Raw genomic sequence first — 21,412 nt, 5'->3', positions numbered from 1 at the left:
CTGATGTCGCGCCGGGGCTGACGTCCCGGCGCGACTGCCCACTCAGAACCCGGTGCTGTAGCGCAGCGCCGCCTGGCGCGCGCCCTCTCCACCGACGCGCTGGTCGAAGCCCAGGCTCAGGCGGCCATTGCGGCCCCACCACGATTCCAGCGCCACACCGAACAGCGCACTGCCGCGCGGCGCGTTCCATCCCGCCAGTGGTGCCCAGGCATCGACACCAACGAAGCTGGCCTGCCAGTCCGCATCCGCACCATCAAGCCGTTGCTGCCATTCGGCATGCCCACGCAGCGTCCAACGCCCCCAGCCACGCTCGCCGCGGACACCGGCCTGCATCTGGCTGCGCTGCACGCGATTGGCATCCCCCCGCAGGCCGAAGCCGAAACCGCCCAGCTCATTGAAGGCATCGGTATCCACACGCGTGGTGCTGGCGCCGAGGTACGGCGTCAACGACGCACCGGCACGCCCCAGCCGGTACCCGCCCTCCACGCTGGCACTGCTGAACCGGCCGCCGTAGCGTGCAGACACGCCATACGCGCCAGCGCCCAGCAGCAGCTGGCGGTCCAGCGCGCGGGTGAACTGGCCACTGCCGAACTGAGCCAGCGCGTAGCCACGCCCCAGATTCCAGCCGGCATACAGCTGCGCCTGCGCCTGGCGATCACGCCCACGATCACCAGCGAAGCTGCTGCCACCATTGCTGCGGGTCTCGCCAAAGGCCACGCCCATCAAGCCGTTGCTGCCCAGCGGCAGATCCTGGCCCGCCATCCAGCCACGGCTGTCGGCAGTATTGCCGGCGAAGCTGCCCTGCCCGGCCTCACCCAGCGCGCTCTGCCAGGTGCCGCGCAGGCGCGGCGCGGCCTGCACGCGGTCGAAGCGCTCGGCGATCGCGCGCCGCGACATGTCGATGCTGTCGAAGGTGGCCGCTTCAGCACGCGCATGCGCTTGACCGGACAGGCTCTGCAGGCTGGCGGCCAGACCGTCATTGCCACCGCCGGTCCATTGCAATGCACCGGCTGCCGCGCCGAACTGCGATCCCTGCAGGCCGGGATTGCCGTCGAGCACCGCGAATGCACCTTCCACACGCTGCGCGGCCGCCTGCGCCGAGGTACTCAATCCACTGGCCGCGGCAGTGACGCTGACCTGTGTCAGGTTCAACCAGGCATTGTTGCTGTCGTAGCCATAGCTGCTCTGCAGCAGGGACACTCCCTGCAGGCCAGTAGACGTGGCCGGGGTGCTGAAGGTGCCACTCAGTCTGCCCGCCGCATGGATCAGATCCTGGCGGGCGCCGTTCTGCGGCACGTAGCCGGTGACCATGCCGTGCACGCGCACACCGCCGTCGATCGCAGCATTGCCGGTGACCTGCAGTGCATTGGCGCCGAGGGCGATCATCAGCTGTGCACCGGCCTGCTGGGTGTAATTGCCCACGATGGTGCCGGTGGTATTGGCCGTGGTGAGGAACACACTGCTGCCGTTGGTCACGTCCCCGATCACCCGTGGCGTGCCACCGTTGAACTGCAGCCCAGTGGAGTCCGGATCGGGCTGACCGAGGATGGTCACGTTGGAACGGATGACGCCGCCGTTCTGCAGCGACAGAATGCCGCGTTCGATGCGGGTGGCGCCGGTATAGCTGTTGTTGCCGACCAGCACCAGCTTGCCGCCGCCCTGCTTGACCAGGCCACCGCCGCCGGTGATGTCGTTGCTCCAGATCGAATTGGTCGAGCCCGCATCCACGTTGGCGACCACATCCCCCCAGTCGAAGCGACCCGGACCGTTGATCGCACGACCGATGTCGAGCAGGCCATAGCCGAACACCGGATCCACGCCCGCGGCGCCGATGTCCTTGGCGGTGCCCAGCAGGGTCTGCCGGACCAGATCGTTGCTGAAGTACGGGAAGCGCTGCCAGACCAGGGCCGCCGCACCGGACACCAGTGGCGCAGCGAAAGACGTGCCGTAGTTCCAGTAGTAGCTGCCACCATTGGCATCCGGGTAGACCGCGCTGCCCGGCGCCGCCAGACAGTAGCGGGCCGCCTGCCCGCAGGCATTGGCATAGCCGGCCAGTGCTCCGGGCGTATACGGATCCACCGCCGTGGCCACCAGCCAGCCACGCTCCAGATCGGCCGCAGGCAGTGAACCGGCCACGCCCTTCTGGCTGGGCAACGCAGCCAGGCTGCTTGGCTCGCTGCGCCCATCATTGCCGGCGGCGAACACCACCAGGCCACCGTGATTGATCACGAACGGCCGGTACTCCGCGGCCACCTGCGCGGTGGTTGGCAGGTCGGTCCAGTACAGGCCGCCCCACGAGTTGTTCATCACCTTCACGTTGTAGTTGATCAGGTCCTGGTGGACCTGGGCCACGCCCAGCGGGCCGCTGAAGGCATTGCCCTTGCCACTGCCGTCATCGGCCGGCGGCTTGTCGGAAATGATCCGTGCCGACACGATCTGCGCGCCCGGCGCGATGCCGCCCGGCCACGACCCCACTGCCGCACCGGCAGCAAGGCTGGCGACGGCAGTGCCATGCCCGACCACGTCGTCGACGCCCAGGTTGTTTTTAGCCGGGTCGATGTAATTGAGGTTGGCGACCACCCGCCCGTTCAAGGCCACCGCATTGCGCTGCACGCCCGAATCGACGATGCCGATGCGTACGCCCTGCCCGGTCAGGCCGGCAGCCTGTGCGGCACGCGCGTTGGTGACTGACAGATGCGCATCGAAAGCCGGCTCCTGCGGCTTGGCCGGCGGCGGCGGGGTGGGAGGCGGCGTGGTCGGCGGCGTAGGCGTGGTCGGCGGCGGATCGATGCGCACATTGCTGCCGCCACCACCTCCACCACAAGCCGTCAGCGCCAGCGCCAGCGCGGTTCCCAGGGCAGACCTCACCATCGTCGTGCGTTCCATCGATTCCTTCCCATGAACGTTGTCCTGCCTTCATCCCGGCAGGCGTGCGGCCGCGCCCAGCGGCGGCCCTCCCCGACCCTCTATACTTGGGCCGACCCCCACGCAGTCTGCCGGGAAACCGGGGCACATCCAACGGCCCCCGGTCTCCTTTCCGAACATTGCTTACGCATCAACGAGATTGCCATGTCCAACATCGTCATCGCCGCCGCCAAGCGCACCGCCATCGGCTCCTTCCTCGGCCAGTTCAACGGCGTGCCGACCCCCACCCTCGGCGCGGCCGCCATCGCCGCCGCCCTGGAGCAGTCGGGTGTCCCGGCCAGCGACGTTTCTGAAGTCCTGATGGGCTGCGTGCTGCCGGCCAATCTCGGCCAGGCGCCGGCCCGCCAGGCTGCGATCGCCGCCGGCATCCCGCTGTCGACCGGTGCCACCACGCTGAACAAGGTGTGCGGCTCGGGCATGAAGACCATCATGCTTGGCCATGATCTGATCAAGGCCGGTTCGGCCCGCATCGTGGTCGCCGGCGGCATGGAATCGATGTCCAACGCCCCGCACATGCTGCCGAACTCGCGTACCGGCAACCGCTTCGGCAACTTCCAGGCGGTCGACCACATGGCCCACGACGGCCTGGTCAACGCCTACGACGGCAAGGCCATGGGCGAATTCGCCGAGTGCGCCGTGGACAAGTACAAGTTCAGCCGCGAAGAGCAGGACGCCTACGCCATCGAATCGGTCAAGCGTGCCCAGGCCGCGCAGGCCAACGGTGCATTCGCCGATGAAATCGTCGCGGTGAAGGTCGCCACCCGCAAGGGTGAGGTCGAGGTCACCACCGACGAGCAGCCCGGCCGCTCCGACATTGCCAAGATCCCGACCCTGCGCCCGGCCTTCAAGAAGGACGGCAGTGTCACCGCCGCCAGTTCCTCCAGCATTTCCGACGGCGCCGCTGCAGTGGTCCTGCTGACCGAGGAAGACGCAGCCGCGCGCGGCATCACCCCGCTGGCCCGCATCGTCGGCCACGCCACCCATTCGCAGGAGCCGGAGTGGTTCACCACCGCCCCGATCGGCGCGCTGCACACGCTGCTGGAGAAGACCGGCTGGTCGCTGGACCAGGTCGACCTGTTCGAAATCAACGAAGCCTTCGCCGTGGTGGCGATGGCGCCGATGCGCGAACTGGGCATCCTGCACGACAAGCTCAACGTGAATGGCGGTGCCTGCGCACTGGGCCATCCGATCGGTGCCTCCGGTGCGCGTCTGGTGGTGACCCTGGTCAACGCCCTGCGCACGCGCGGTGGCAAGCGCGGCATTGCCACCCTGTGCATCGGTGGCGGCGAAGCAACCGCAATCGCCATCGAATTGATTTAAAAAGATTTAACGATGGTTTCGCAAAAATGAATGCGGGATCGCTTGACACCCAATCTTGGCTTGTCATCATGTTGTCGGCGCGCAGCATGCGCGTTGCCTAATTCTAACGACGAGGATTTACACAATGAGCATCAACAAGCTGCTGGTCGCGATGTCCCTGGCTCTGGCCCTGGCCGCCTGCTCGAAGCAGGAAGCTGCCCAGGACGCCGCTGCTTCGGCCAACGAAGCCGCCACCGAAGCCCAGGCTGCTGCCGACCAGGCCGCCGCTGCTGGCGCCCAGACCGCCGACGCTGCCCAGCAGGCCGCTGACACCGCCGCCACCGCTGCTGACGCTTCGGTTGACGCTGCTGCCCAGGCTGGCGCTGCTGCCACCGACGCCGCTGCCGGCGCCGCTGCTGACGCTGCCAAGGCTGCTGAAGGCACCGCTGAGAAGGCCAAGGACGCTGCTGAAGAAGCCAAGAAGTAATAACTTCTTTCTTCACGCTGTTCTGGAAAAGCCGCTGGTTCGCCAGCGGCTTTTTCTTTTCCCGAATGCGCGCGACTGAGCCGCTGCATCGCGACCCCGTCTTCACAACGGCATGAATAGGCTGGCGTCCCCATCCATTGCAGTACCGGAGACCGCCATGAAGATTCGTCCGATCACCACCACCCTGCTGGCCGCCTCCCTGCTGCTGGCCCTGGCCGCCTGCAAGGGCCCGGAAGCCGAACAGGCCAAGCAGGACGCACAGCAGGCCGCCGACAGCGCAGGCGCTGCCGCCCGTGACGCCGTGGACAAGGCCGCCGAAGCCACCCGCGAAGCCGCCGACAAGACCGCCGCCGCCTCCGAGCAGGCCGCTGCCGATACCCAGCACGCGCTGGACAAGGCCGCCGACGCCACCGCCACCGCCGCTGACAAGGCCAAGGACGCCGCAACCGACGCCGCCGCACACGCCAGTGACGCCACCGCCAACGCGGCACAGAAGGTTGCCGACAAGGCCCGCGATGTCGCCAATGACGCCAAGGCCAACGCCGCCAAGGAAGAAGCCAAGCACTAACGGTTCGTTCGCCGGGCATGGCCCGGCGCTACCGACCAGCCGAGCATCGGCTCGGCTCCACAGGAAAAGCCACGGCATTGCCGCGGCTTTTCTGCTTTTTGCTCTCTGCTCTTTCTGTTGATTCCGTGGTGGACGCGTACGGAAAGTGTCCACGGACGCGCGGGTAGGTTGCGCAGGGGCGTAAGCGCCATGGATGGCGCGCCCGAGCCTATAAGGACGTATTCACGGCGCCCCCTGCGCAACCCACCCGCGCGGCCCGCTCACGACGCAGACTCCGCGCCGCCCACCACGAGGGGCTCCGCCGTTGGCCGCCTCCTACGGCAGCGCGCGCGCCAGCATCGCCGACAGATCCACGCCCACCGGCAGCGTCCCGAACACCAGCCCGTGCTCCCCTTCCAGCCGGCTGCGCACGAACGCCTCCGCCATCGGGCTGCGCGCACGCAACAGCAACGCGGCCTGCAACAGCAGCGCAGTACGCTCGCAGAACAGCCGCGCCTGCGATTCTTCCGGTGGCGGCGCCGATGCCCAGCGCTGCAATGCCGCTGCGAAGCGCGCATCACGGTCGGCCACCGCCGCCAGCTCACCACGCAGCGCCGCCAGCGCTTCCGGCTCACGGGCCAGCGCACGCAGCACGTCCAGGCACTGGATGTTGCCGCTGCCCTCCCAGATCGAATTCAACGGTGCCTGCCGGTACAGCCGCGGCAGCATCGACTCCTCCACGTAGCCCGCCCCTCCCAGGCACTCCTGTGCTTCGTTGACGAAGGCCGGCGCGCGCTTGCACAGCCAGTACTTCCCGAGCGCCGTCCCCACCCGTGCCAACGCAGCTTCGTTGGCGTCCACACCGGCACGATCCACGGCGCGTGCGATGCGCATCGACAACACCGTGGCCGCCTCCGACTCCAGCGCCAGGTCGGCCAGCACGTTGGCCATCAGCGGGTGCTCCACCAGCAGCTTGCCGAACGTGCGCCGATGGCGTGCATGGTGCAGCGCCTGCGACAAGGCCATGCGCATCTCCGCCGCCGCGCCCAGCATGCAGTCCAGGCGGGTCATCATCACCATGCCGATGATGGTGGGCACGCCGCGCCCCTCCTCGCCCACGCGCCATGCCTGCGCACCGCAGAACTCGACCTCGCTGGACGCGTTGGCCCAGTCACCGAGCTTGTCCTTCAGCCGCATCAACCGGAACGCATTGCGGTCGCCATCGGCCAGCCGGCGCGGCATCAACAGGCAGGTCAGTCCGCCCGGCGCTTGTGCCAACACCAGAAAGCCGTCGCACATCGGGGCAGAGAAGAACCACTTGTGGCCCACCAGGCGGTAGCGTTCGCCATCGATTGGTTCGGCACGCGTGCTGTTGGCACGCACGTCGGAACCGCCCTGCTTCTCGGTCATGCCCATACCCAGGGTGATGCCGGCCTTGTCCGCCACCGGTACATCGCGCGGGTCATAGACCGGGGCGGCGGCCTTGCGCGTCCACTCTGCAAGATGTGGTTGTGCCTGCAGCACCGCCACCGCGGCATGGGTCATGGTCAATGGACAACTGGTGCCGGCTTCGGCCTGGTGGTGCAGGTAGCTCAGCGCCGCCCGCGCGACGTGTGCGCCGGGCTGCGGCTCGTGCCAGGACAATCCAGCGACACCGTGCGACTTCGCCGTACCCATCAGCTGGTGGTAGGCCGGATGGAACTCCACCGTATCGATGCGGTGGCCCTGCGCATCGTGCGTGCGCAGGCGCGGACGATCACGGTTGGCATCGAAGCCGATCCGGTACAGCTCATCCCCCGCCAGTGCGCCATAAACCGCCAGGCGTGGCGCGAAGCTGCCGGCCCCCTCGCGCTGCACGGCGTCCATCAACGCCACGTCGTCGGTCCACAACTGTCGCCCGGCAAACGGCGGCGGCTGGTTCAGCACCACATGGGTTTCATACGGCGCGTTGCTGCTGAAGCTGGGTCCACTCATCCGGTCCGTCCTGGCGGCAAGAGGTCTGCGGCCCGATTGTGCCGCATCGACTGCCAAGCCCGTGTTCAGGCCGGTTCTCACCCCGTGCACGAGACGCAGGCCACAGTGACCACATGGCAGGCAACGACGATCTGGTGGTGCTGCGCCCGGAGGGGCTGTACTGCGCCGCCGGCGATTTTCATATCGACCCGTGGCGACCGGTAGCGCGTGCGGTCATCACCCATGGCCACGGCGATCATGCCCGCCCGGGCATGGGCGAATATCACTGCAGCGAAGGCAGCCTGCCGATCCTGCGCTGGCGGCTGGGTGACGTGCCGGTGCAGGCGCATGTCGAGGGCGTGCCGTTCCGCCTGGGGCAGGTGCAGGTATCGCTGCATCCAGCCGGTCACGTGCTCGGTTCTTCGCAGGTGCGCATCGACGACGGGCGACAGGTCTGGGTGGCTTCCGGCGACTACAAGCGCCAACCTGATCCAACCTGTGCGCCATTCGAAGTGGTGCCCTGCGATACCTTCATCACCGAGGCCACGTTCGCACTGCCGATCTACCGCTGGCCGGACACGTCGGCGGTGGCTGCGGAGATCGTGGCGTGGCGCCGCGAATGCGAACAACGCGGCGAGGCCGCGATCCTGCTGTGCTACGCACTGGGCAAGGCACAGCGGGTGCTGGCCGAGCTGCTGCCGCTGGACGATCGCCCAGCCTGGCTGCACGGCGCCATCGCCAATGGCGTGGCGGTCTACCGGCAAGCCGGCGTGCCGATGCTGGAGACGCTCACCGTGGCCGAGCAGGGCCGCCAGCCTGATGCCGCCGGCCAGCTGATCCTCGCCCCGCCGTCGGCTGCTGGCACGCCCTGGATGCGCCGCTTCGGCCGCCACCAGCTGGGCTTCGCATCCGGCTGGATGCAGCTGCGCGGCAATCGGCGGCGCCGTAATGTCGATCGCGGTTTCGTCATTTCCGATCACGCCGATTGGCCAGCGCTGCTGCAGACCATCGAACAGACGGGCGCCCAGCGGGTGATCGCTACCCATGGCAATACCGATGCGTTGATTCCGTTCCTGCGCGAGCGCGGCGTGGCTGCCGAAGCCTTCCGTACCGATTTCGGGAGCGAGGAATGAAGGCCTTCGCTGCGCTCTACCAGCGCCTGGATCGCAGCACTGCCACGCTGGACAAACGTGCAGCGCTGGTCGACTACTTCCGCCAGGCGCGCGCGCACGACGCCGCATGGGCGCTGTACCTGCTCAGCGGTGGCAAGGTGGGCGGCGCACGCCGCAAGATCGCCGCCAGCGGCGAGCTGCGCGCCTGGATTGCCGAAGAATCCTGCTTGCCGCCCTGGTTGGTGGAAGACAGCTATGCGCAGGTGGGTGATCTGGCCGAAACGCTGACCCTGCTGTTGGATGATCCATCGCAGCCAGCTGCCGACCGCCCATTGGCCGAATGGATCGAACAGCATCTGCTGGCAGTGGCCAATCAACCCGAAGCAGTGCGCCGTGCGGCGGTTGTCGCAGGCTGGCAGCAGCTGTGCAGCAGCGAACGCCTGGTGTTCAACAAGCTGCTGACCGGTGCCCTGCGCGTAGGCGTTTCGCAGCGACTGGTGCAGCAGGCGCTGGCCGAATGGTCCGGCCTGGACATCGCACGCATCGCCCAGCGCATGCTCGGCGAGTGGGTTCCCTCGCCTGGATTGCTGGCTGAGCTGCTGTCGTCGGACGAACTGCCATCGGACCGACAGCAGCCCTACCCGTTCTTCCTCGCATCGCCACTGGAAGGTGAACCTGCCGAGCGGCTCGGCCCGGTCGATGACTGGTTGCTGGAATGGAAATGGGATGGCATCCGCCTGCAGCTGCTGCGCCGGCGTGGCGAGGTCGCATTGTGGTCGCGTGGCGAAGAGCGGCTGGATGGCCGCTTCCCCGAAATCGAGCAGGCGGCGATGGCGCTTCCCGATGGCTGCGTGCTGGACGGCGAGCTGCTGGCCTGGGACGAGGCCACCGGCCTGCCGCGTGCCTTCACCGCGCTGCAGACCCGCATCCAGCGCCGCAAACCCGGTGCGGCCACCCTTCGCAACACGCCGGTGCGCGTGCTCGCCTATGACCTGCTTGAGCTCGATGGCGCGGACCTGCGCGAACTTCCGTTGCAGCAGCGGCGCGCGCAGCTTAACGAGGTCATCGGTGCGCTGGACGATGTGCGGATCCAGCTGTCGCCCGAGGTTGACGCCGATGATTGGCGACGGGCAACAGCGATGCGCGAGGTGGCACGCGAACGCGGCGTGGAAGGTCTGATGCTGAAACGGCGTGTCTCGCCCTACCAGACCGGGCGACGCCGCGGCGACTGGTGGAAATGGAAGGTCGATCCACTCACCATCGATGCGGTGCTCTTGTACGCACAGGCTGGCCATGGGCGGCGCAGCACGCTGTACACCGACTACACCTTCGGCGTCTGGGATGGCGACACCCTGGTGCCGGTGGCCAAGGCGTATTCGGGCTTGGACGACAAGGAGATCCTCGTGCTTGACCGCTGGATCCGCGCCAACACCCGCGAGCGTTTCGGGCCTGTACGCAGCGTACGCGCCGAACAGGTGTTCGAGCTGGGTTTCGAAGCAGTCAACCGCAGCAGCCGGCACAAATCGGGGATCGCCGTGCGCTTTCCGCGCATCCTGCGCTGGCGCCACGACAAGCCTGCCAGCGAGGCCGATCAGCTGGCCACCCTGCAGGCGCTGGCGCGATGACCCGCAGCCAGGCACTGCGCCGGCTGGAAGACTGGTTCGCGGCACGTGGCTGGCGCTCACTGCCGTTCCAGCGCGCAATGTGGCGGCACTATCTCGCCGGCGAATCCGGGTTGCTGCATACACCCACCGGCAGCGGCAAGACGCTGGCGATGTTCGGCGGCCCGCTGCTGCAGGCCATGATCGACCCACCGCCGTCGCCCCGCCGCGCCAGTTCGGTGCGCCCGCTGCAGGTGCTATGGGTGACGCCCTTGCGCGCATTGGCAAGCGACACCGCACGCGCACTGCAGGCCGTGGTCGATGGATTGGGGCTGGGATGGCGGGTCGGCCTGCGCAGTGGTGACGCCAGCAACCGCGAGCGACGACAGGCGCGCGAGGGCCGCGTCGACGTGCTGGTGACCACGCCGGAATCGCTGGCGCTGCTGCTGAGCTATCCGGATACGCAGCCGCGCATGCGCCAGCTGCGCTGCGTGGTAGTGGACGAATGGCACGAGCTGCTGGGCAACAAGCGCGGTGTGCTGCTGCAGTTGAATCTGGGCGTGTTGCGCGATGCCGCGCCTGCACTGCAGCTGTGGGGGCTTTCGGCAACGCTGGGCAATCTGGATGAGGCGCGCGACGTGCTGCTGCCCGGGCAGCCCGACGCGCCGATCGTTCAAGGGGTACGCCCACGTGCGATCAGCGTGCGCAGCCTGCTGCCGGAACCCGGCGAACGTTTCCCCTGGGCGGGGCATCTGGGTCTGGCGCAGCTGCCGCGCGTGCTGGACGCGTTGATGCAGGCACGCAGCAGCCTGTTGTTCACCAACACGCGTGCGCAGGCGGAACTATGGCATCAGGCACTGGCCGCGGTCTGGCCCGAGGACCAAGATACACTTGCGCTGCACCACGGCTCGCTGGATCCGGCGCTGCGCCAGCAGGTGGAAGACGGACTGCGCGCGGGCGCGCTGCGCTGCGTGGTGGCAACGTCCAGCCTCGACCTCGGCGTGGACTTCCCCGAGGTTGAACAGGTGCTGCAGCTGGGCAGCCCGAAGGGCGTGGCGCGCCTGCGCCAACGCGCCGGACGTGCACGCCACCACCCGGGTGCCAGCGGCGCAATCCTGTGCGTGCCCAGCCATGCGCTGGAACTGGCCGAGTACGCCGCGGTGCGCCGTGCGTTGGCCGAAGGCGTGGTCGAAGCGCGCAGGCCGCCGACGCTGTCGCTGGATGTGCTGGCCCAGCATGCGGTCAGCCGCGCCCTGGCCGGTGGCTTCGACAGCGATGCACTACTGGCGCAGGTGCGGCGCACCCACGCCTTCGCATCGCTCGGCGACGGCCCATGGCAGGCAGTTCTGACCTTCATCGTGCAGGGCGGCCAGGCGCTGGCCCAGTACCCCGATTTCCACAAGGTCGTGCGCGATGACGACGGCTACTACCGCATGCACGATCGCCGCCAGGCACTGCGCCATCGGTTGTCGATCGGCACCATCAGCAGCGATGGCAGCGTGCGCGTGCAGTTCCTGCGCGGTGGTGGCCTGGGCGCCGTGGAGGAGCAGTTCGCCAGCCGACTGCGCCGCGGTGATCGCTTCCAGTTCGCCGGGCGCCTGCTGGAACTGGTGCAGCTGCGCGACATGACCGCCTTCGTGCGCCTGGCACGAGGGCGCGGTGAGGGTGTCGTGCCGCGATGGCAGGGAGGCCAGTTGCCGCTGTCGATGCCGCTCGGTCGCGAGCTGGAGTGGGTACTGTCCGGCGCCGACGACAGTGCCGAATCACGCTGGTTGTCACCCTTGCTGGCATTGCAGCAGCAGTTATCGGCGCTTCCCGGCCCAGAACATCTGCTGGTGGAAGAGGTGCGGCGCCGCGAAGGCCAGTTCCTGTTCGTCTACCCCTTTGCCGGCCGCCACGTGCACGAGGCGCTGGCCGCCTTGCTGGCACTGCGCTGTACCCGCCGGCAGCGCAACAGCATCGGCTATGCGGTGAACGATCATGGCCTGGTGCTGGCACCAGCGCAGGCGATCAATCTGGATGCGGCGCAATGGCGCGCATTGTTCACCACCGATCAGCTGCTGGACGATCTGCGTGCCGCGGTGAATCTTGGCGAGCTGGCGCGGCGCCAGTTCCGTGGCGTCGCACGCGTAGCGGGCCTGCTGGTCCCCAGCCCGCCTGGCGGCATGCCGCGATCGCTGCGCCAGCTGCAGGCCTCGGCGGGCCTGCTGTACGACGTACTGCGCGAGCACGATCCCGACCATCTGCTGCTGGCCCTGGCCGAGCGCGAAGTACTGCACGACAGCCTGGACCTTCCCGGACTGCAGCAGGTACTGGAACGGATCGGCACGCGGTCGCTGTCGGTGCAGCGCCCTTCATCGCTCACGCCACTGGCCTTTCCACTGTGGGCAGAGCGGCTGCGCGGGCAATTCAGCAACGAAGACTGGCGCACCCGCGTGCAGCGCGCCGCACAACAGCTGGAGCGCCGCCATGGCCGATGAACTTCCCCTGCTGCTGGCAGGTGAGCCGCTGACGCTGCTTGGCGCGCGCGCCATCTACTGGCCCGCACGGCAGGCACTGCTGATCGCCGACCTGCACCTGGGCAAGGCCGATGTCTTCCGTCGTTCCGGCATCGCGCTGCCCGCTGGCGGTACCCGTACAGACCTGCAGCGCCTGCAGTCACTGCTGGACACTTACACCTGCCGCGAACTCTGGATCCTGGGCGACATCCTGCATGGGCCGGCACATCGCGCCGCGTGGTACCAGCAATGGTTGGCATGGCGCGAGCGCAATGCCGCGCTGGACGTGCATGTACTGCGCGGCAATCACGATCGGCAGCTACCGCATGCGCAGCTGCAGGTACATATCCACGATGAGGTACGGCTGCAGCCGTTCCTGCTTCGCCATGAGCCGATGCCCGATGCGGCATTGCACGTGATCGCAGGTCATCTGCATCCGCAGATCGCCTTGCCGTCATTGCGGCGGCGCTTCCCCGCGTTCTGGCTGCGCGAGCGCATGACGATCCTGCCAGCGTTCTCCGCGTTCACCGCTGGAATCATGCCCGTACCTGCCCACAGCGAGCGGATGGTCGCCTGTGTGGAGGAGGGCCTGGTGGACCTGCCCGTACGGTGAATCAGGCCGGGCGTACGTCCAGCGCCGGCATCAGGCGGAAATCAGGCGTGTCATCGTCACGTCGCCGCGGCAGCGCCTGGATGGCCACCAGCATTTCCTGCGCACAGGCCCGGATGCGTGCGTGGTGCTCGGGCGATGTATGACTGATCAGGCTGCCGACATGGAATTCGAATACGTCCTCCAGTACGTCGGGCTGGTCCTCGTGCAGCATCTGCAGCAGACCGCGCAGCTTGCAGATTTCCGATTCCAGCTCCTCGACCGCGAACAACATGGCGTCCTCCTCTTCAACATCAGCGGCACATCCGGGCCGCAGCAGGCCGCAACGGCGGCGCCACCCGGGCCACGCGCGATATTGATCACGGAAAGGAAAACGGGCGACGCGGCTGTCGCGTGCTCCCCCCTTCTCGCATATCCGCGGTGAGGCAACCGTTAATTCACGTGACGGCGAGCTTCACGCACCGGCGGTTGCGGCAACGATGCGGGGCGGTTCGGCGGCAGTTGCCAACGCGTCGATGAAGGCCGGATCCAGTGCCAGCGAGCCGAACCAGCCATGCTGCGTGCCACTGAGCACGCGCAGCATGTGGCCACGACCACCGGGCAGGCGCCCCATCGGCCCGAGCAGTACATCACGCGCCTTCGCCCACACATCACGATCGGACTGGAACAGCGGCGTCAGCCAGCGGCTCCAGCGCTGATACACCGCCACATGCGCACGTCGCTGCGCCTGGTAGGCCTGCAGCGCGACCGTGCTGCCGCCGTAGGTGCGCACCGCGTCACGCAGCGCCAGCGCATCCAGCAGCGCCATGTTCACCCCCTGCCCCAGCTGCGGGCTCATCGCATGCGCGGCATCTCCGGCCAGTACCATGCGGCCCTGATGCCAACGCGTCATCACTGCATCGCGATAGATCGCGCGCGCCATCTGGCCGGGGCCGCGCAGATGGGCGAAGCGCGCAGCGGCCTGCGGCCACAGCGTGTGCAGTTCCTCCAACCAGGCGGGCATGCCATCGCTCTGCCAACGTTCGAAGTCGGCGCGTGGCAGGCTCCAGAAGAAGCTCAGGCGCGGCGTGTCATCACCGGGGCGCGTGCCGACCGGCAGCAGCCCGATCATCTTGCGCGCGGCCACGTAACGCTGCCGCAGCTCCTGCACGTGCGGCCAGTCCTCGGCCGGCAGCAGGCACCACAGCGCCCCCCACGGATACACGCGGTCCAGCCCGGCACCACCGGCGATCGTTCCGCGCAGCGTTGATGCAGCGCCATCGGCGGCCACCACCAGATCGAACGGGCCATGCGTGCGCCCGTCGCTGTCGCGCAGACGGCCGTGTTCGGCATCCACCTCGGTAATGGTGGTACCGGCATGCAGCTGGCCCTCGCCTGCACGCGCCTCGTCCAGCAGCGAGAACAAGGCCCCGCGCTGCATGCCCAGGCCGTGCAGGCGCGCATCCAGTCCGTCGTAGCGCATGTCCATCACCGCGCGCTCGCACGGCGTGTCGCCATACAGGCGGTGCACCGGCGCGGCATGTGCGCGCACGGAATCAAGCAGGCCCATCTGCCACAGCACCTGCAGGCCACTGGGCTGCAGCAGGAAGCCTGCCCCGACCGGCCCCGGCGTGGGCACGCGTTCGAAGATCTCCACCTCGTGGCCATCACGGGAAAGCAGGATGGCCACCGCCTGGCCAGCGGTGCCGTAGCCGATCACGGCGATGCGCAGTCGTTCCGTCATGGGCGCATTGTGCCCGAGGCGGGTTGCGAATGCAGAAGGGAAGCCGCGCACGGCATCCACGCATGGCGTGGATCTACTGCGCAAAAAAAAACCCCGCCGAAGCGGGGTTTTCAACGCACTGTCGAGTGGATCACTCGGCCGGCGTGATGTTCGAAGCCTGGGCACCCTTCGGGCCCTGGGTCACGTCATAGGTGACACGCTGGCCTTCCTGCAGGCTGCGGAAGCCCTTGGAGTTGATGGCGGAGAAGTGCGCGAACACGTCGGCGCTGCCATCCTCCGGCGAGATGAAGCCAAATCCCTTGGCGTCGTTGAACCACTTGACGGTACCGTTCGGCATGGTGATGCGAGACCTTATGCAATGAATGGGTGGTGTACGCTGAACCCGCGCACAAGCTGAGTATGCAAAGCTTGCTCGGGGAAGACAATCACCCCCGTGCCAATTCGCCCACCAGTTCCGGAAGTCCGTTGCCGGCCGCCTGCACGTTGGCCAGCACTTCGGCCATCGTAATCTCCTCGCCATCACCACACCCGGCAGCCCAGTTGGCGATGATCGCCAGGCAGGCGTAATCCAGCCCCAGCTCACGTGCCAGCGCGGCTTCCGGCATGCCGGTCATGCCCACCAGGTCGCAGCCGTCGCGGCGCATGCGGGCGATTTCAGCGATGGTTTCCAGGCGCGGCCCCTGCGTTGCGCCGTAGCAGCCACCGTCATGGACCGTGACGCCGGTCACTTTGGCCGCAGCCAGGATCTTGCTGCGCAGCATCGGCGTGTACGGATGGCCGAAATCGACGTGGACCACGTCGGTGCCTTCTTCTTCACAGATCGTGCTGATGCGGCCCCAGGTGTAGTCGATGATCTGGTCCGGGCAGGCCAGCACGCGCGGACCAAAGTGTTCGGTGATGCCACCGACCGTGTTCAACGCCAGCACGCGCTGCGCGCCCAGCTGCTGCAGCGCGGCCAGGTTGGCGCGGTAGTTGATCTTGTGCGGCGGCAGCGAATGCCCCTCGCCATGGCGCGCCAGGAACGCCACGCGGTGGCCGAGCAGCGTACCGACGCGCACCGGGCCGGACGGACGGCCAAAGCGGGTGTCGATCTCGTGGGTCTGCACGTCGTCAAGCTTGGCCAGGTTGTAGACACCGGTACCGCCGATCACGGCCAGGGCGATCTGTTGCATTCGAAGCACTCCATGAAAAGACGAACGCCGGCACCCGAGGATGCCGGCGGCAGAAGAAGACGCGCCGCGGGCGGCTGCGCCGTTATTCCTTCATCGCGTAGATGGCCGGCACGCAGCGCAGGGTTTCGTTGACGTCCATGCCGAAGCCGAACACGTAACGGTCCGGCAGTTCGATGCCGGCGTAGTCGGCAGTGACGTCCGGCAGCGCGCGGTCGTGCTTCTTCACCGTCATCGCGGCGATACGCACGTCGGTCGCGCCCTGTTCCAGGCACCAGGTGCGCACGCCCTGCAGGGTGTAGCCCTCGTCCAGAATGTCGTCGACCAGCAGCACGCGGCGGCCGAACAGCGACGTGGCCGGCTTGTGCTTCCAGACCAGGTCGCCGCCGGTGGTTTCACCGCGGTAGCGGGTGGCGTGCAGGTAATCGAACTGCACGTCCTGGCCGCGCGCGCCCAGTTCCAGCGCCAGCTGGCCGGCGAACGGCAGCGCACCGTGCATGATGGACAGGAACAGCGGCACCTCGCCCTTGTAATCGCGCGCGATGGCGTCGGCGATACCAGCGATGGCCTTGTCGATGGTGGGGCGGTCGACCAGCAGGTCAGCCTGGGCCAGGGCCTGGGAAATGGTGAGGTTGGGCATCAGACGGTTCTTCCAAGGGTTTCAAGCAGACGGGATTGGGTGTCGCCATGGCGGGCATCGGCCAGCAGGCCGTCCCAGCCAAGCGCGCCGCGGCCGAGCAGGCCCAGCAGCGCAGCAGTATTGAGGGAACGGCCCTGCACCGCGTGCAGGGCTTCATCGACCAGTTCCGGGTGGCAGACCAGCACCACGTCGCAGCCGGCATCCAGGTGCGCGTGCACGCGTGCCGGCACGCCACCGGCACTGTGCGAGGCGGCCATGCCGATGTCATCGGAGAACACCACGCCGCGGAAGCCGAGCTCGCCGCGCAGGATGTCCTGGATCCAGCGCGGCGAATAGCCGGCCGGTTCAGGCGCAATCTGCGGGTAGATCACGTGCGCCATCATCACCGCGTCGGCACCGGCGGCGATGCCTGCCTGGAACGGCACCAGGTCCTGCGTGCGCAGCTCGTCCAGCGCGCGCGGATCGATCGCGGTATCCACATGGGTGTCTTCCAGCACCGTGCCGTGGCCGGGGAAATGCTTGAGCGTGGCGGCCATGCCGACCGCATGCATGCCGCGCACATAGGCGGCAGTGAACGCAGCCACCACCTGCGGATCTTCACTGAAGGCGCGGTTGCCGATAGCGCGGTTGCCACGGCCCAGGTCGACCACCGGGGCGAAGCTAAGGTCCAGGCCGCTGGCGCGCACTTCGCTGGCCATCAGCCAGGCATGCTGCTCGGCCAGGGCCAGGGCCTGCTGCGGATCGGTGGCGTACAGCGCGCCAATGTCCTGCAGCGGCGGCAGCTCGCTGTAGCCTTCGCGGAAACGCTGCACTCGGCCGCCTTCCTGGTCCACGCAGATCAGCTGCGGGCGCGGCGCGGCAGCGCGGATCGCCGCGCTCAGATCGGTCACCTGCTGGCGCGAGGCGAAGTTGCGCTTGAACAGCACCACCCCGGCCACGGCATCGTGCTGCAGCCAGTCACGTTCCTGGGCGGTCAGTTCAGTGCCGGCAACGCCGATCAGCAGCATGGTCGATCTCCACAACACGCGCCCGCATGGCGCAGTGCCGCATTGTCGCAGAACCGGCCGACAGGCGCAGTGGTCAAGGCAAAAGGGAAGCGTGGGGTCAGAGACGCTGCGGGGATCTGACCCCGGGGTCGGATCCCCGCGGGGGCTCTGACCCCGATCTGCTCAGACCTTGCAGCCGTCCGGGCCGCAGGCCTCGTCGCCGTCAGCCGAAGCTGCCGGGGCGCCCTGTTCGGCCGCGATCTGTCGCAGGGCGTTGGCGAAGGCCTCTGGGGGCTGGGCCCCGGAAATGGCCCACTTTCCATCGATGACGAAGGTCGGCACCGAGGAAATGCCCAGCGCATGGGCCTGCGCCAGCTTGGCTTCGACCTCGGCCAGGCCGCGGTCGGAGGCCAGCATCTGCGCGATTTCACCCGCGTCGAGGCCGCCTGCCACACCGGCCTTGATCAGCACCGAGGGGTCCGCCAGGTTCTGGCCATGCTCGAAGTGGGCGCGGAACAGCGCTTCGCCGACCGCATCCTGCACGCCGTGCTGGCCGGCCAGCCACAGCACCCGGTGCGCCGGCAGCGTGGTCACCCGCACCTGGCCCTGGCCGAAGTCCATCGGCAAGCCTTCTGCACGCGCAGTGGTCTGGGTCTGGCCGAGAATCTGCTCGGTGCGCTCGACGCCGCCGAACTTGCGCACGTAGGCCTCGCGCAGCGGCACCGGGGTGGCGTCCGCGTCCGGATCCAGCTGGAACGGCTGCCAATGGATGTCGAGTTCAGGCGCGTCCGCGCCCAGCAACTGCACACCCTGCTGGAAACGATGCTTGCCAATCCAGCACCAGGGGCAGACCACGTCGGAGTAGATGTCGATTCTCATCCCCCCGACATGGGGGCCGCCCCCCTCGATAAAAGGGGACGGAGGGGATTAAGTCGTTTTCAGCACAGGTGGGGTAAAGACGACTTAATCCCCTCCGTCCCCTTTTTGGCGGTTTCACCACCCTGAATACGGGTGGCTGGCCAAGGCAACGTTGTAGTAGCGGGCATCATCGGTGACTTCAGCGCCCACCCAGTCCGGCAGGTCGATGACCTGGTCGGCACTGTCCAGCTCGACCTCGGCCACGACCAGGCCGGCGTTGTCGCCGAGGAACTCGTCCACTTCCCAGGTCAGGCCGGCGTGTTCGACCAGATGGCGGCGCTTGTCGATCAGGCCACCCACGCACAACGCCAGCAGCGCGCGCGCGTCCTCCACCGGAATCGGGTAATCGAATTCCTGCCGGGTGTGGCCGATGGTGCGCGACTTCAGGTTCAGCGCGGCGTGGTCGCCCTCGATGCGCACGCGCACCGAGGCGTTCTGGGTGCCGCGGTCGAGCGCGCCCATATCGTTGATATAGCCCTGCGCCATCGGAATCACCCGATGCGCGGCGGTGCGCCAGCGATCACTGCTGACGAGGAATTTGCGTTCGATTTCGATGCCCATCGCGCCATTATGCGCGAAGGGCATGACAGCCGATCAGCGCTTCTCGAACACCGCGATGCTTTCCACGTGTGCGGTGTGCGGGAACATGTCCATGGCACCGGCGCTGACCAGGGTGAAGCCCTGTTCGTTGACCAGATAGCCGGCATCGCGGGCCAGCGAACCCGGGTGGCAGCTGACATAGACGATGCGCTTGAACTGCTTCAGCGGCAGCTGCTGCAGCACTTCGATCGCGCCCGAGCGCGGCGGGTCCAGCAGCAGCTTGTCGAAGCCCTGGCGCATCCACGGGGTGCTGCGCTGGTCCTGGGTCAGGTCGGCGCTGAAGAACTGCGCGTTGGCCAGGCCATTGCGCTCGGCATTCTCACGGGCACGCGCGACGAGGCCAGCATCACCTTCCACACCGACCACTTCGCGCACGCGGCGCGCCAGCGGCAAGGTGAAGTTGCCCAGGCCGCAGAAGAGGTCCAGCACGCGCTCGTCCTCACCCGGTTCCAGCAGGTCCAGGGCGTGGGCGATCATCTTCTCGTTGAGCTTGGCATTGACCTGGATGAAGTCCAGCGGGCGGAACGCCAGTTCGACATCCCACGGCGCCAGACGGAACGACAGCGGTACGCCCTGCCCGTCCAGCGGCTGCACGGTGTCCACGCCACCGGACTGCAGGTAGATCACGAAGCCATGCTGCTGGCCGAAGGCGGCCCAGGCCGCACGATCAGCGTCGCTGAGCGGCTGCAGGTGGCGCACGGTCAGGACCACGGCCTGGTCACCGGCGATGAATTCGATCTGCGGGATGTCGCGCTTGCCATCGAGCGACTCGATGAAGGTCGACAACGCCTCGACCTTGGTGCCGATTTCCGGAATCACGGTCAGGCACTGGCTGAGATCGGCCACGAATCGCGGGTCCTGTTCACGGAAACCGACCAGGGTCTTGTCCTTCTTTTCGACCCGGCGCACCGAGAAGCGGCCCTTGCGCCGGTAGCCCCAGCTCTCGCCGACCAGCGGCGCCAGCACGGTTCCCGGCTTCACGTGGCCGATGCGCTCCAGGTTGTCCATCAGCACGCGCTGTTTGGCGACGATCTGCTGGTCTTCGTCCAGGTGCTGCAGCACGCAGCCGGCGCAGGTGCCGAAGTGCGGGCACTTCGGGGTGACGCGCTGCGGCGAGGCCTTCAGCACTTCCACCGTTCGCGCTTCGTCGAAATGGCGGCTGCGGGCGGTCTGTTCGGCCATGACCAGCTCGCCCGGCAGGGCGCCGCTGACGAAGGTGACCTTGCCGCCCTCGCCTTCACGGCGGGCGACGCCGCGACCATCATGGCTGAGGTCGAGGATCTCGGTCTGGAACGGGGTACGGTCGATGCGGGAGCGGGATCGGGCCACGTGGCAACAGGCTGCGGGCAAAAATGGGGGCGTATTGTCGCAGATCCTGACCGGCAGGGTCCGGACCCGCTTGCGCCCGCCGCCGCCGTGCTTGATGATTGTGGCCAGCTGACATGGAGGCAGCCCTGATGCAGATGACCCCGCGGGCCAGCCGGCCCCGCTTCCTGCTTGTCGAGGACGACATCATCAGCCGCGGTTTTTTCAAAGCGGCGTTGGAAACGTTACCGGCGGACGTGGACACCGCAGATTCACTGGCCAGTGCGCTGGCGAGCGCCGAACCCGGCGCGCATGACCTGTGGCTGATCGACGTCAACCTGCCTGACGGCAACGGCGCGCAGCTGCTGCGTGAACTGCGCCGTTCACATCCCGATACCCCGGCGTTGGCGCATACCGCCGACGGCGATACCTCGATCCATGCGCGCCTGCGCGAGGCCGGCTTCAGCGACACCCTGGTCAAACCCCTCGGCCGCGACCAGCTCCTGAAAGCGGTACGCCGCGCACTGGTCAACAGCCCGGCCGGGATCGTCATGGCACAGGTGCCGGCGGCGGTCGAACTGCAGGTCCAGGACTGGGACGAGACTGCGGCACTGGCCGCGCTCAATGGTCAGCGCAACCACCTGATCGCCCTGCGCGAGCTGTTCCTGGCCGAGCTGCCGGGCGTACGTGACGCGGTCGAGCAGGCGGTGGACCAGCATGACGAGCGCCAGCTGCGCAGCCAGTTGCATCGGCTGCAGGCGAGCTGTGGCTTCGTGGGCGCGGCACGCTTGGCCCGTGCGGTGCGCCAGTTGCATCATGCGCCGGAGTCCGGGCAGGCCCAAGCGGGGTTCCGCGACGCGGTGGCTGCCCTGCTGCATTGAGGGGTGTTCGGCAGGGCTGCGCCCTGCACTGCCGAAGCTGACGTCAAATTCAACGTCAAAAGCGGGCATCCCGTGGGATGGCGGGGCGGTGTCGGAGCGCGGGGACGCCGCAAGTACATCCGTGTAGCAACTGTGTTGAGAGAGGGGCCTCGGCCCCT

Annotated in this window: 19 protein-coding genes; 8 read left to right on the top strand and 11 right to left on the bottom strand. The window is 67.7% G+C overall.

Features of this window, described 5'->3' with window-relative positions; translation table 11 throughout:
- Window positions 1–42 precede the first annotated feature (42 nt).
- Window positions 43–2,871, bottom strand: coding sequence for a S8 family serine peptidase (locus ACJ7C5_RS18780; RefSeq protein WP_412704759.1), 2,829 nt, complete (start codon window positions 2,869–2,871; stop codon window positions 43–45).
- 198 nt (window positions 2,872–3,069) lie between these two features.
- Here ACJ7C5_RS18780 and ACJ7C5_RS18775 point away from each other — a divergent pair, with 198 nt between their 5' ends.
- The 3 genes from ACJ7C5_RS18775 to ACJ7C5_RS18765 all read left to right on the top strand — a co-directional run bounded on the left by ACJ7C5_RS18775 (window position 3,070) and on the right by ACJ7C5_RS18765 (window position 5,279).
- Window positions 3,070–4,245 carry a thiolase family protein gene (locus ACJ7C5_RS18775; RefSeq protein ID WP_412704758.1) on the top strand — a complete coding sequence of 392 codons (1,176 nt, stop codon included), beginning with the start codon at window positions 3,070–3,072 and terminating at the stop codon, window positions 4,243–4,245.
- A 124-nt stretch (window positions 4,246–4,369) separates the two neighbouring features.
- Window positions 4,370–4,711, top strand: a complete 342-nt coding sequence (locus tag ACJ7C5_RS18770) for a hypothetical protein (RefSeq protein ID WP_004153024.1) — start codon at window positions 4,370–4,372, stop codon at window positions 4,709–4,711.
- A 157-nt stretch (window positions 4,712–4,868) separates the two neighbouring features.
- Window positions 4,869–5,279, top strand: a complete 411-nt coding sequence (locus tag ACJ7C5_RS18765; RefSeq protein ID WP_097049389.1) for a hypothetical protein — start codon at window positions 4,869–4,871, stop codon at window positions 5,277–5,279.
- 315 nt (window positions 5,280–5,594) lie between these two features.
- Here the strand turns inward: ACJ7C5_RS18765 and ACJ7C5_RS18760 are convergent, their stop codons facing one another.
- Complete coding sequence (locus ACJ7C5_RS18760) at window positions 5,595–7,232, bottom strand: acyl-CoA dehydrogenase family protein (RefSeq protein WP_412704757.1); 1,638 nt, start codon at window positions 7,230–7,232, stop codon at window positions 5,595–5,597.
- 113 nt (window positions 7,233–7,345) lie between these two features.
- Between ACJ7C5_RS18760 and ACJ7C5_RS18755 the strand changes: the two genes are divergently transcribed.
- From ACJ7C5_RS18755 to pdeM, 4 genes are read left to right on the top strand one after another with little or no spacing between them, the layout of a single operon-like run.
- A complete protein-coding gene (locus tag ACJ7C5_RS18755) occupies window positions 7,346–8,344 on the top strand; it encodes a ligase-associated DNA damage response exonuclease (RefSeq protein WP_412704756.1) in 999 nt (332 codons plus the stop codon).
- Window positions 8,341–9,948, top strand: coding sequence for an ATP-dependent DNA ligase (locus tag ACJ7C5_RS18750; RefSeq protein WP_412704755.1), 1,608 nt, complete (start codon window positions 8,341–8,343; stop codon window positions 9,946–9,948). The genes ACJ7C5_RS18755 and ACJ7C5_RS18750 overlap by 4 nt, the downstream gene beginning before the upstream one ends.
- Window positions 9,945–12,404 (top strand): ligase-associated DNA damage response DEXH box helicase, encoded by a 2,460-nt coding sequence (locus ACJ7C5_RS18745; RefSeq protein ID WP_412704754.1) that lies wholly within the window; start codon window positions 9,945–9,947, stop codon window positions 12,402–12,404. The genes ACJ7C5_RS18750 and ACJ7C5_RS18745 overlap by 4 nt, the downstream gene beginning before the upstream one ends.
- The gene (gene pdeM, locus ACJ7C5_RS18740; protein WP_088026751.1) at window positions 12,394–13,035 is read left to right on the top strand and encodes a ligase-associated DNA damage response endonuclease PdeM; all 642 of its coding nucleotides are present in this window, start codon (window positions 12,394–12,396) and stop codon (window positions 13,033–13,035) included. Before ACJ7C5_RS18745 ends, pdeM begins: the two co-directional genes overlap by 11 nt.
- Window position 13,036: 1 nt before the next feature.
- On the opposite strand, the gene ACJ7C5_RS18735 is transcribed toward pdeM, so the two are convergent.
- From ACJ7C5_RS18735 to rlmD, 9 genes are all read right to left on the bottom strand, one after another.
- Window positions 13,037–13,306, bottom strand: a complete 270-nt coding sequence (locus ACJ7C5_RS18735) for a hypothetical protein (protein ID WP_412704753.1) — start codon at window positions 13,304–13,306, stop codon at window positions 13,037–13,039.
- A gap of 180 nt (window positions 13,307–13,486) precedes the next feature.
- Entirely contained in the window at window positions 13,487–14,755 is a 1,269-nt protein-coding gene (locus ACJ7C5_RS18730; protein WP_412704752.1) for an FAD-dependent oxidoreductase, read from the bottom strand.
- A 130-nt stretch (window positions 14,756–14,885) separates the two neighbouring features.
- A complete protein-coding gene (locus ACJ7C5_RS18725) occupies window positions 14,886–15,092 on the bottom strand; it encodes a cold-shock protein (RefSeq protein WP_005410590.1) in 207 nt (68 codons plus the stop codon).
- An 88-nt stretch (window positions 15,093–15,180) separates the two neighbouring features.
- Window positions 15,181–15,927: an S-methyl-5'-thioinosine phosphorylase gene (locus ACJ7C5_RS18720; protein ID WP_088026754.1), complete on the bottom strand. Its 747-nt coding sequence runs from the start codon at window positions 15,925–15,927 to the stop codon at window positions 15,181–15,183.
- An 82-nt stretch (window positions 15,928–16,009) separates the two neighbouring features.
- Complete coding sequence (locus ACJ7C5_RS18715) at window positions 16,010–16,564, bottom strand: hypoxanthine-guanine phosphoribosyltransferase (protein WP_005410592.1); 555 nt, start codon at window positions 16,562–16,564, stop codon at window positions 16,010–16,012.
- Complete coding sequence (gene nagZ, locus ACJ7C5_RS18710) at window positions 16,564–17,571, bottom strand: beta-N-acetylhexosaminidase (protein ID WP_097049382.1); 1,008 nt, start codon at window positions 17,569–17,571, stop codon at window positions 16,564–16,566. Before nagZ ends, ACJ7C5_RS18715 begins: the two co-directional genes overlap by 1 nt.
- A 162-nt stretch (window positions 17,572–17,733) precedes the next feature.
- Entirely contained in the window at window positions 17,734–18,429 is a 696-nt protein-coding gene (locus ACJ7C5_RS18705; protein WP_012511804.1) for a DsbA family oxidoreductase, read from the bottom strand.
- Window positions 18,430–18,543: 114 nt separating this feature from the next.
- Window positions 18,544–19,053 (bottom strand): CYTH domain-containing protein, encoded by a 510-nt coding sequence (locus ACJ7C5_RS18700; protein WP_412704751.1) that lies wholly within the window; start codon window positions 19,051–19,053, stop codon window positions 18,544–18,546.
- Window positions 19,054–19,062: 9 nt separating this feature from the next.
- Window positions 19,063–20,397 carry a 23S rRNA (uracil(1939)-C(5))-methyltransferase RlmD gene (rlmD, locus tag ACJ7C5_RS18695; RefSeq protein ID WP_412704750.1) on the bottom strand — a complete coding sequence of 445 codons (1,335 nt, stop codon included), beginning with the start codon at window positions 20,395–20,397 and terminating at the stop codon, window positions 19,063–19,065.
- Window positions 20,398–20,525: 128 nt separating this feature from the next.
- On the opposite strand from rlmD, the gene ACJ7C5_RS18690 reads away from it, so the two are divergent.
- Window positions 20,526–21,254 (top strand): response regulator, encoded by a 729-nt coding sequence (locus ACJ7C5_RS18690; RefSeq protein ID WP_046985822.1) that lies wholly within the window; start codon window positions 20,526–20,528, stop codon window positions 21,252–21,254.
- The last annotated feature ends 158 nt before the right edge of the window (window positions 21,255–21,412 follow it).

The sequence above is a fragment of the Nocardiopsis yanglingensis genome, from assembly GCF_045809185.1.
GTDB classification, from domain to species: Bacteria; Pseudomonadota; Gammaproteobacteria; order Xanthomonadales; family Xanthomonadaceae; genus Stenotrophomonas; species Stenotrophomonas yanglingensis.
Note: the sequence above shows the minus strand (reverse complement) of the source record. Positions and strands in the feature narration are given on the sequence as shown.

Coding starts and splice junctions, on each gene's coding strand:
- ACJ7C5_RS18690 (WP_046985822.1), top strand. CDS start 20,526: ATGCAGATGACCCCGCGGGCCAGCCGGCCCCGCTTCCTGCTTGTCGAG.
- ACJ7C5_RS18730 (WP_412704752.1), bottom strand. CDS start 14,755: ATGACGGAACGACTGCGCATCGCCGTGATCGGCTACGGCACCGCTGGC.
- ACJ7C5_RS18750 (WP_412704755.1), top strand. CDS start 8,341: ATGAAGGCCTTCGCTGCGCTCTACCAGCGCCTGGATCGCAGCACTGCC.
- ACJ7C5_RS18720 (WP_088026754.1), bottom strand. CDS start 15,927: ATGCAACAGATCGCCCTGGCCGTGATCGGCGGTACCGGTGTCTACAAC.
- ACJ7C5_RS18770 (WP_004153024.1), top strand. CDS start 4,370: ATGAGCATCAACAAGCTGCTGGTCGCGATGTCCCTGGCTCTGGCCCTG.
- ACJ7C5_RS18760 (WP_412704757.1), bottom strand. CDS start 7,232: ATGAGTGGACCCAGCTTCAGCAGCAACGCGCCGTATGAAACCCATGTG.
- ACJ7C5_RS18715 (WP_005410592.1), bottom strand. CDS start 16,564: ATGCCCAACCTCACCATTTCCCAGGCCCTGGCCCAGGCTGACCTGCTG.
- ACJ7C5_RS18765 (WP_097049389.1), top strand. CDS start 4,869: ATGAAGATTCGTCCGATCACCACCACCCTGCTGGCCGCCTCCCTGCTG.
- pdeM (WP_088026751.1), top strand. CDS start 12,394: ATGGCCGATGAACTTCCCCTGCTGCTGGCAGGTGAGCCGCTGACGCTG.
- ACJ7C5_RS18725 (WP_005410590.1), bottom strand. CDS start 15,092: ATGCCGAACGGTACCGTCAAGTGGTTCAACGACGCCAAGGGATTTGGC.
- ACJ7C5_RS18745 (WP_412704754.1), top strand. CDS start 9,945: ATGACCCGCAGCCAGGCACTGCGCCGGCTGGAAGACTGGTTCGCGGCA.
- ACJ7C5_RS18700 (WP_412704751.1), bottom strand. CDS start 19,053: ATGCCCTTCGCGCATAATGGCGCGATGGGCATCGAAATCGAACGCAAA.
- nagZ (WP_097049382.1), bottom strand. CDS start 17,571: ATGCTGCTGATCGGCGTTGCCGGCACTGAACTGACCGCCCAGGAACGT.
- ACJ7C5_RS18735 (WP_412704753.1), bottom strand. CDS start 13,306: ATGTTGTTCGCGGTCGAGGAGCTGGAATCGGAAATCTGCAAGCTGCGC.
- ACJ7C5_RS18780 (WP_412704759.1), bottom strand. CDS start 2,871: ATGGTGAGGTCTGCCCTGGGAACCGCGCTGGCGCTGGCGCTGACGGCT.
- ACJ7C5_RS18775 (WP_412704758.1), top strand. CDS start 3,070: ATGTCCAACATCGTCATCGCCGCCGCCAAGCGCACCGCCATCGGCTCC.
- ACJ7C5_RS18705 (WP_012511804.1), bottom strand. CDS start 18,429: ATGAGAATCGACATCTACTCCGACGTGGTCTGCCCCTGGTGCTGGATT.
- ACJ7C5_RS18755 (WP_412704756.1), top strand. CDS start 7,346: ATGGCAGGCAACGACGATCTGGTGGTGCTGCGCCCGGAGGGGCTGTAC.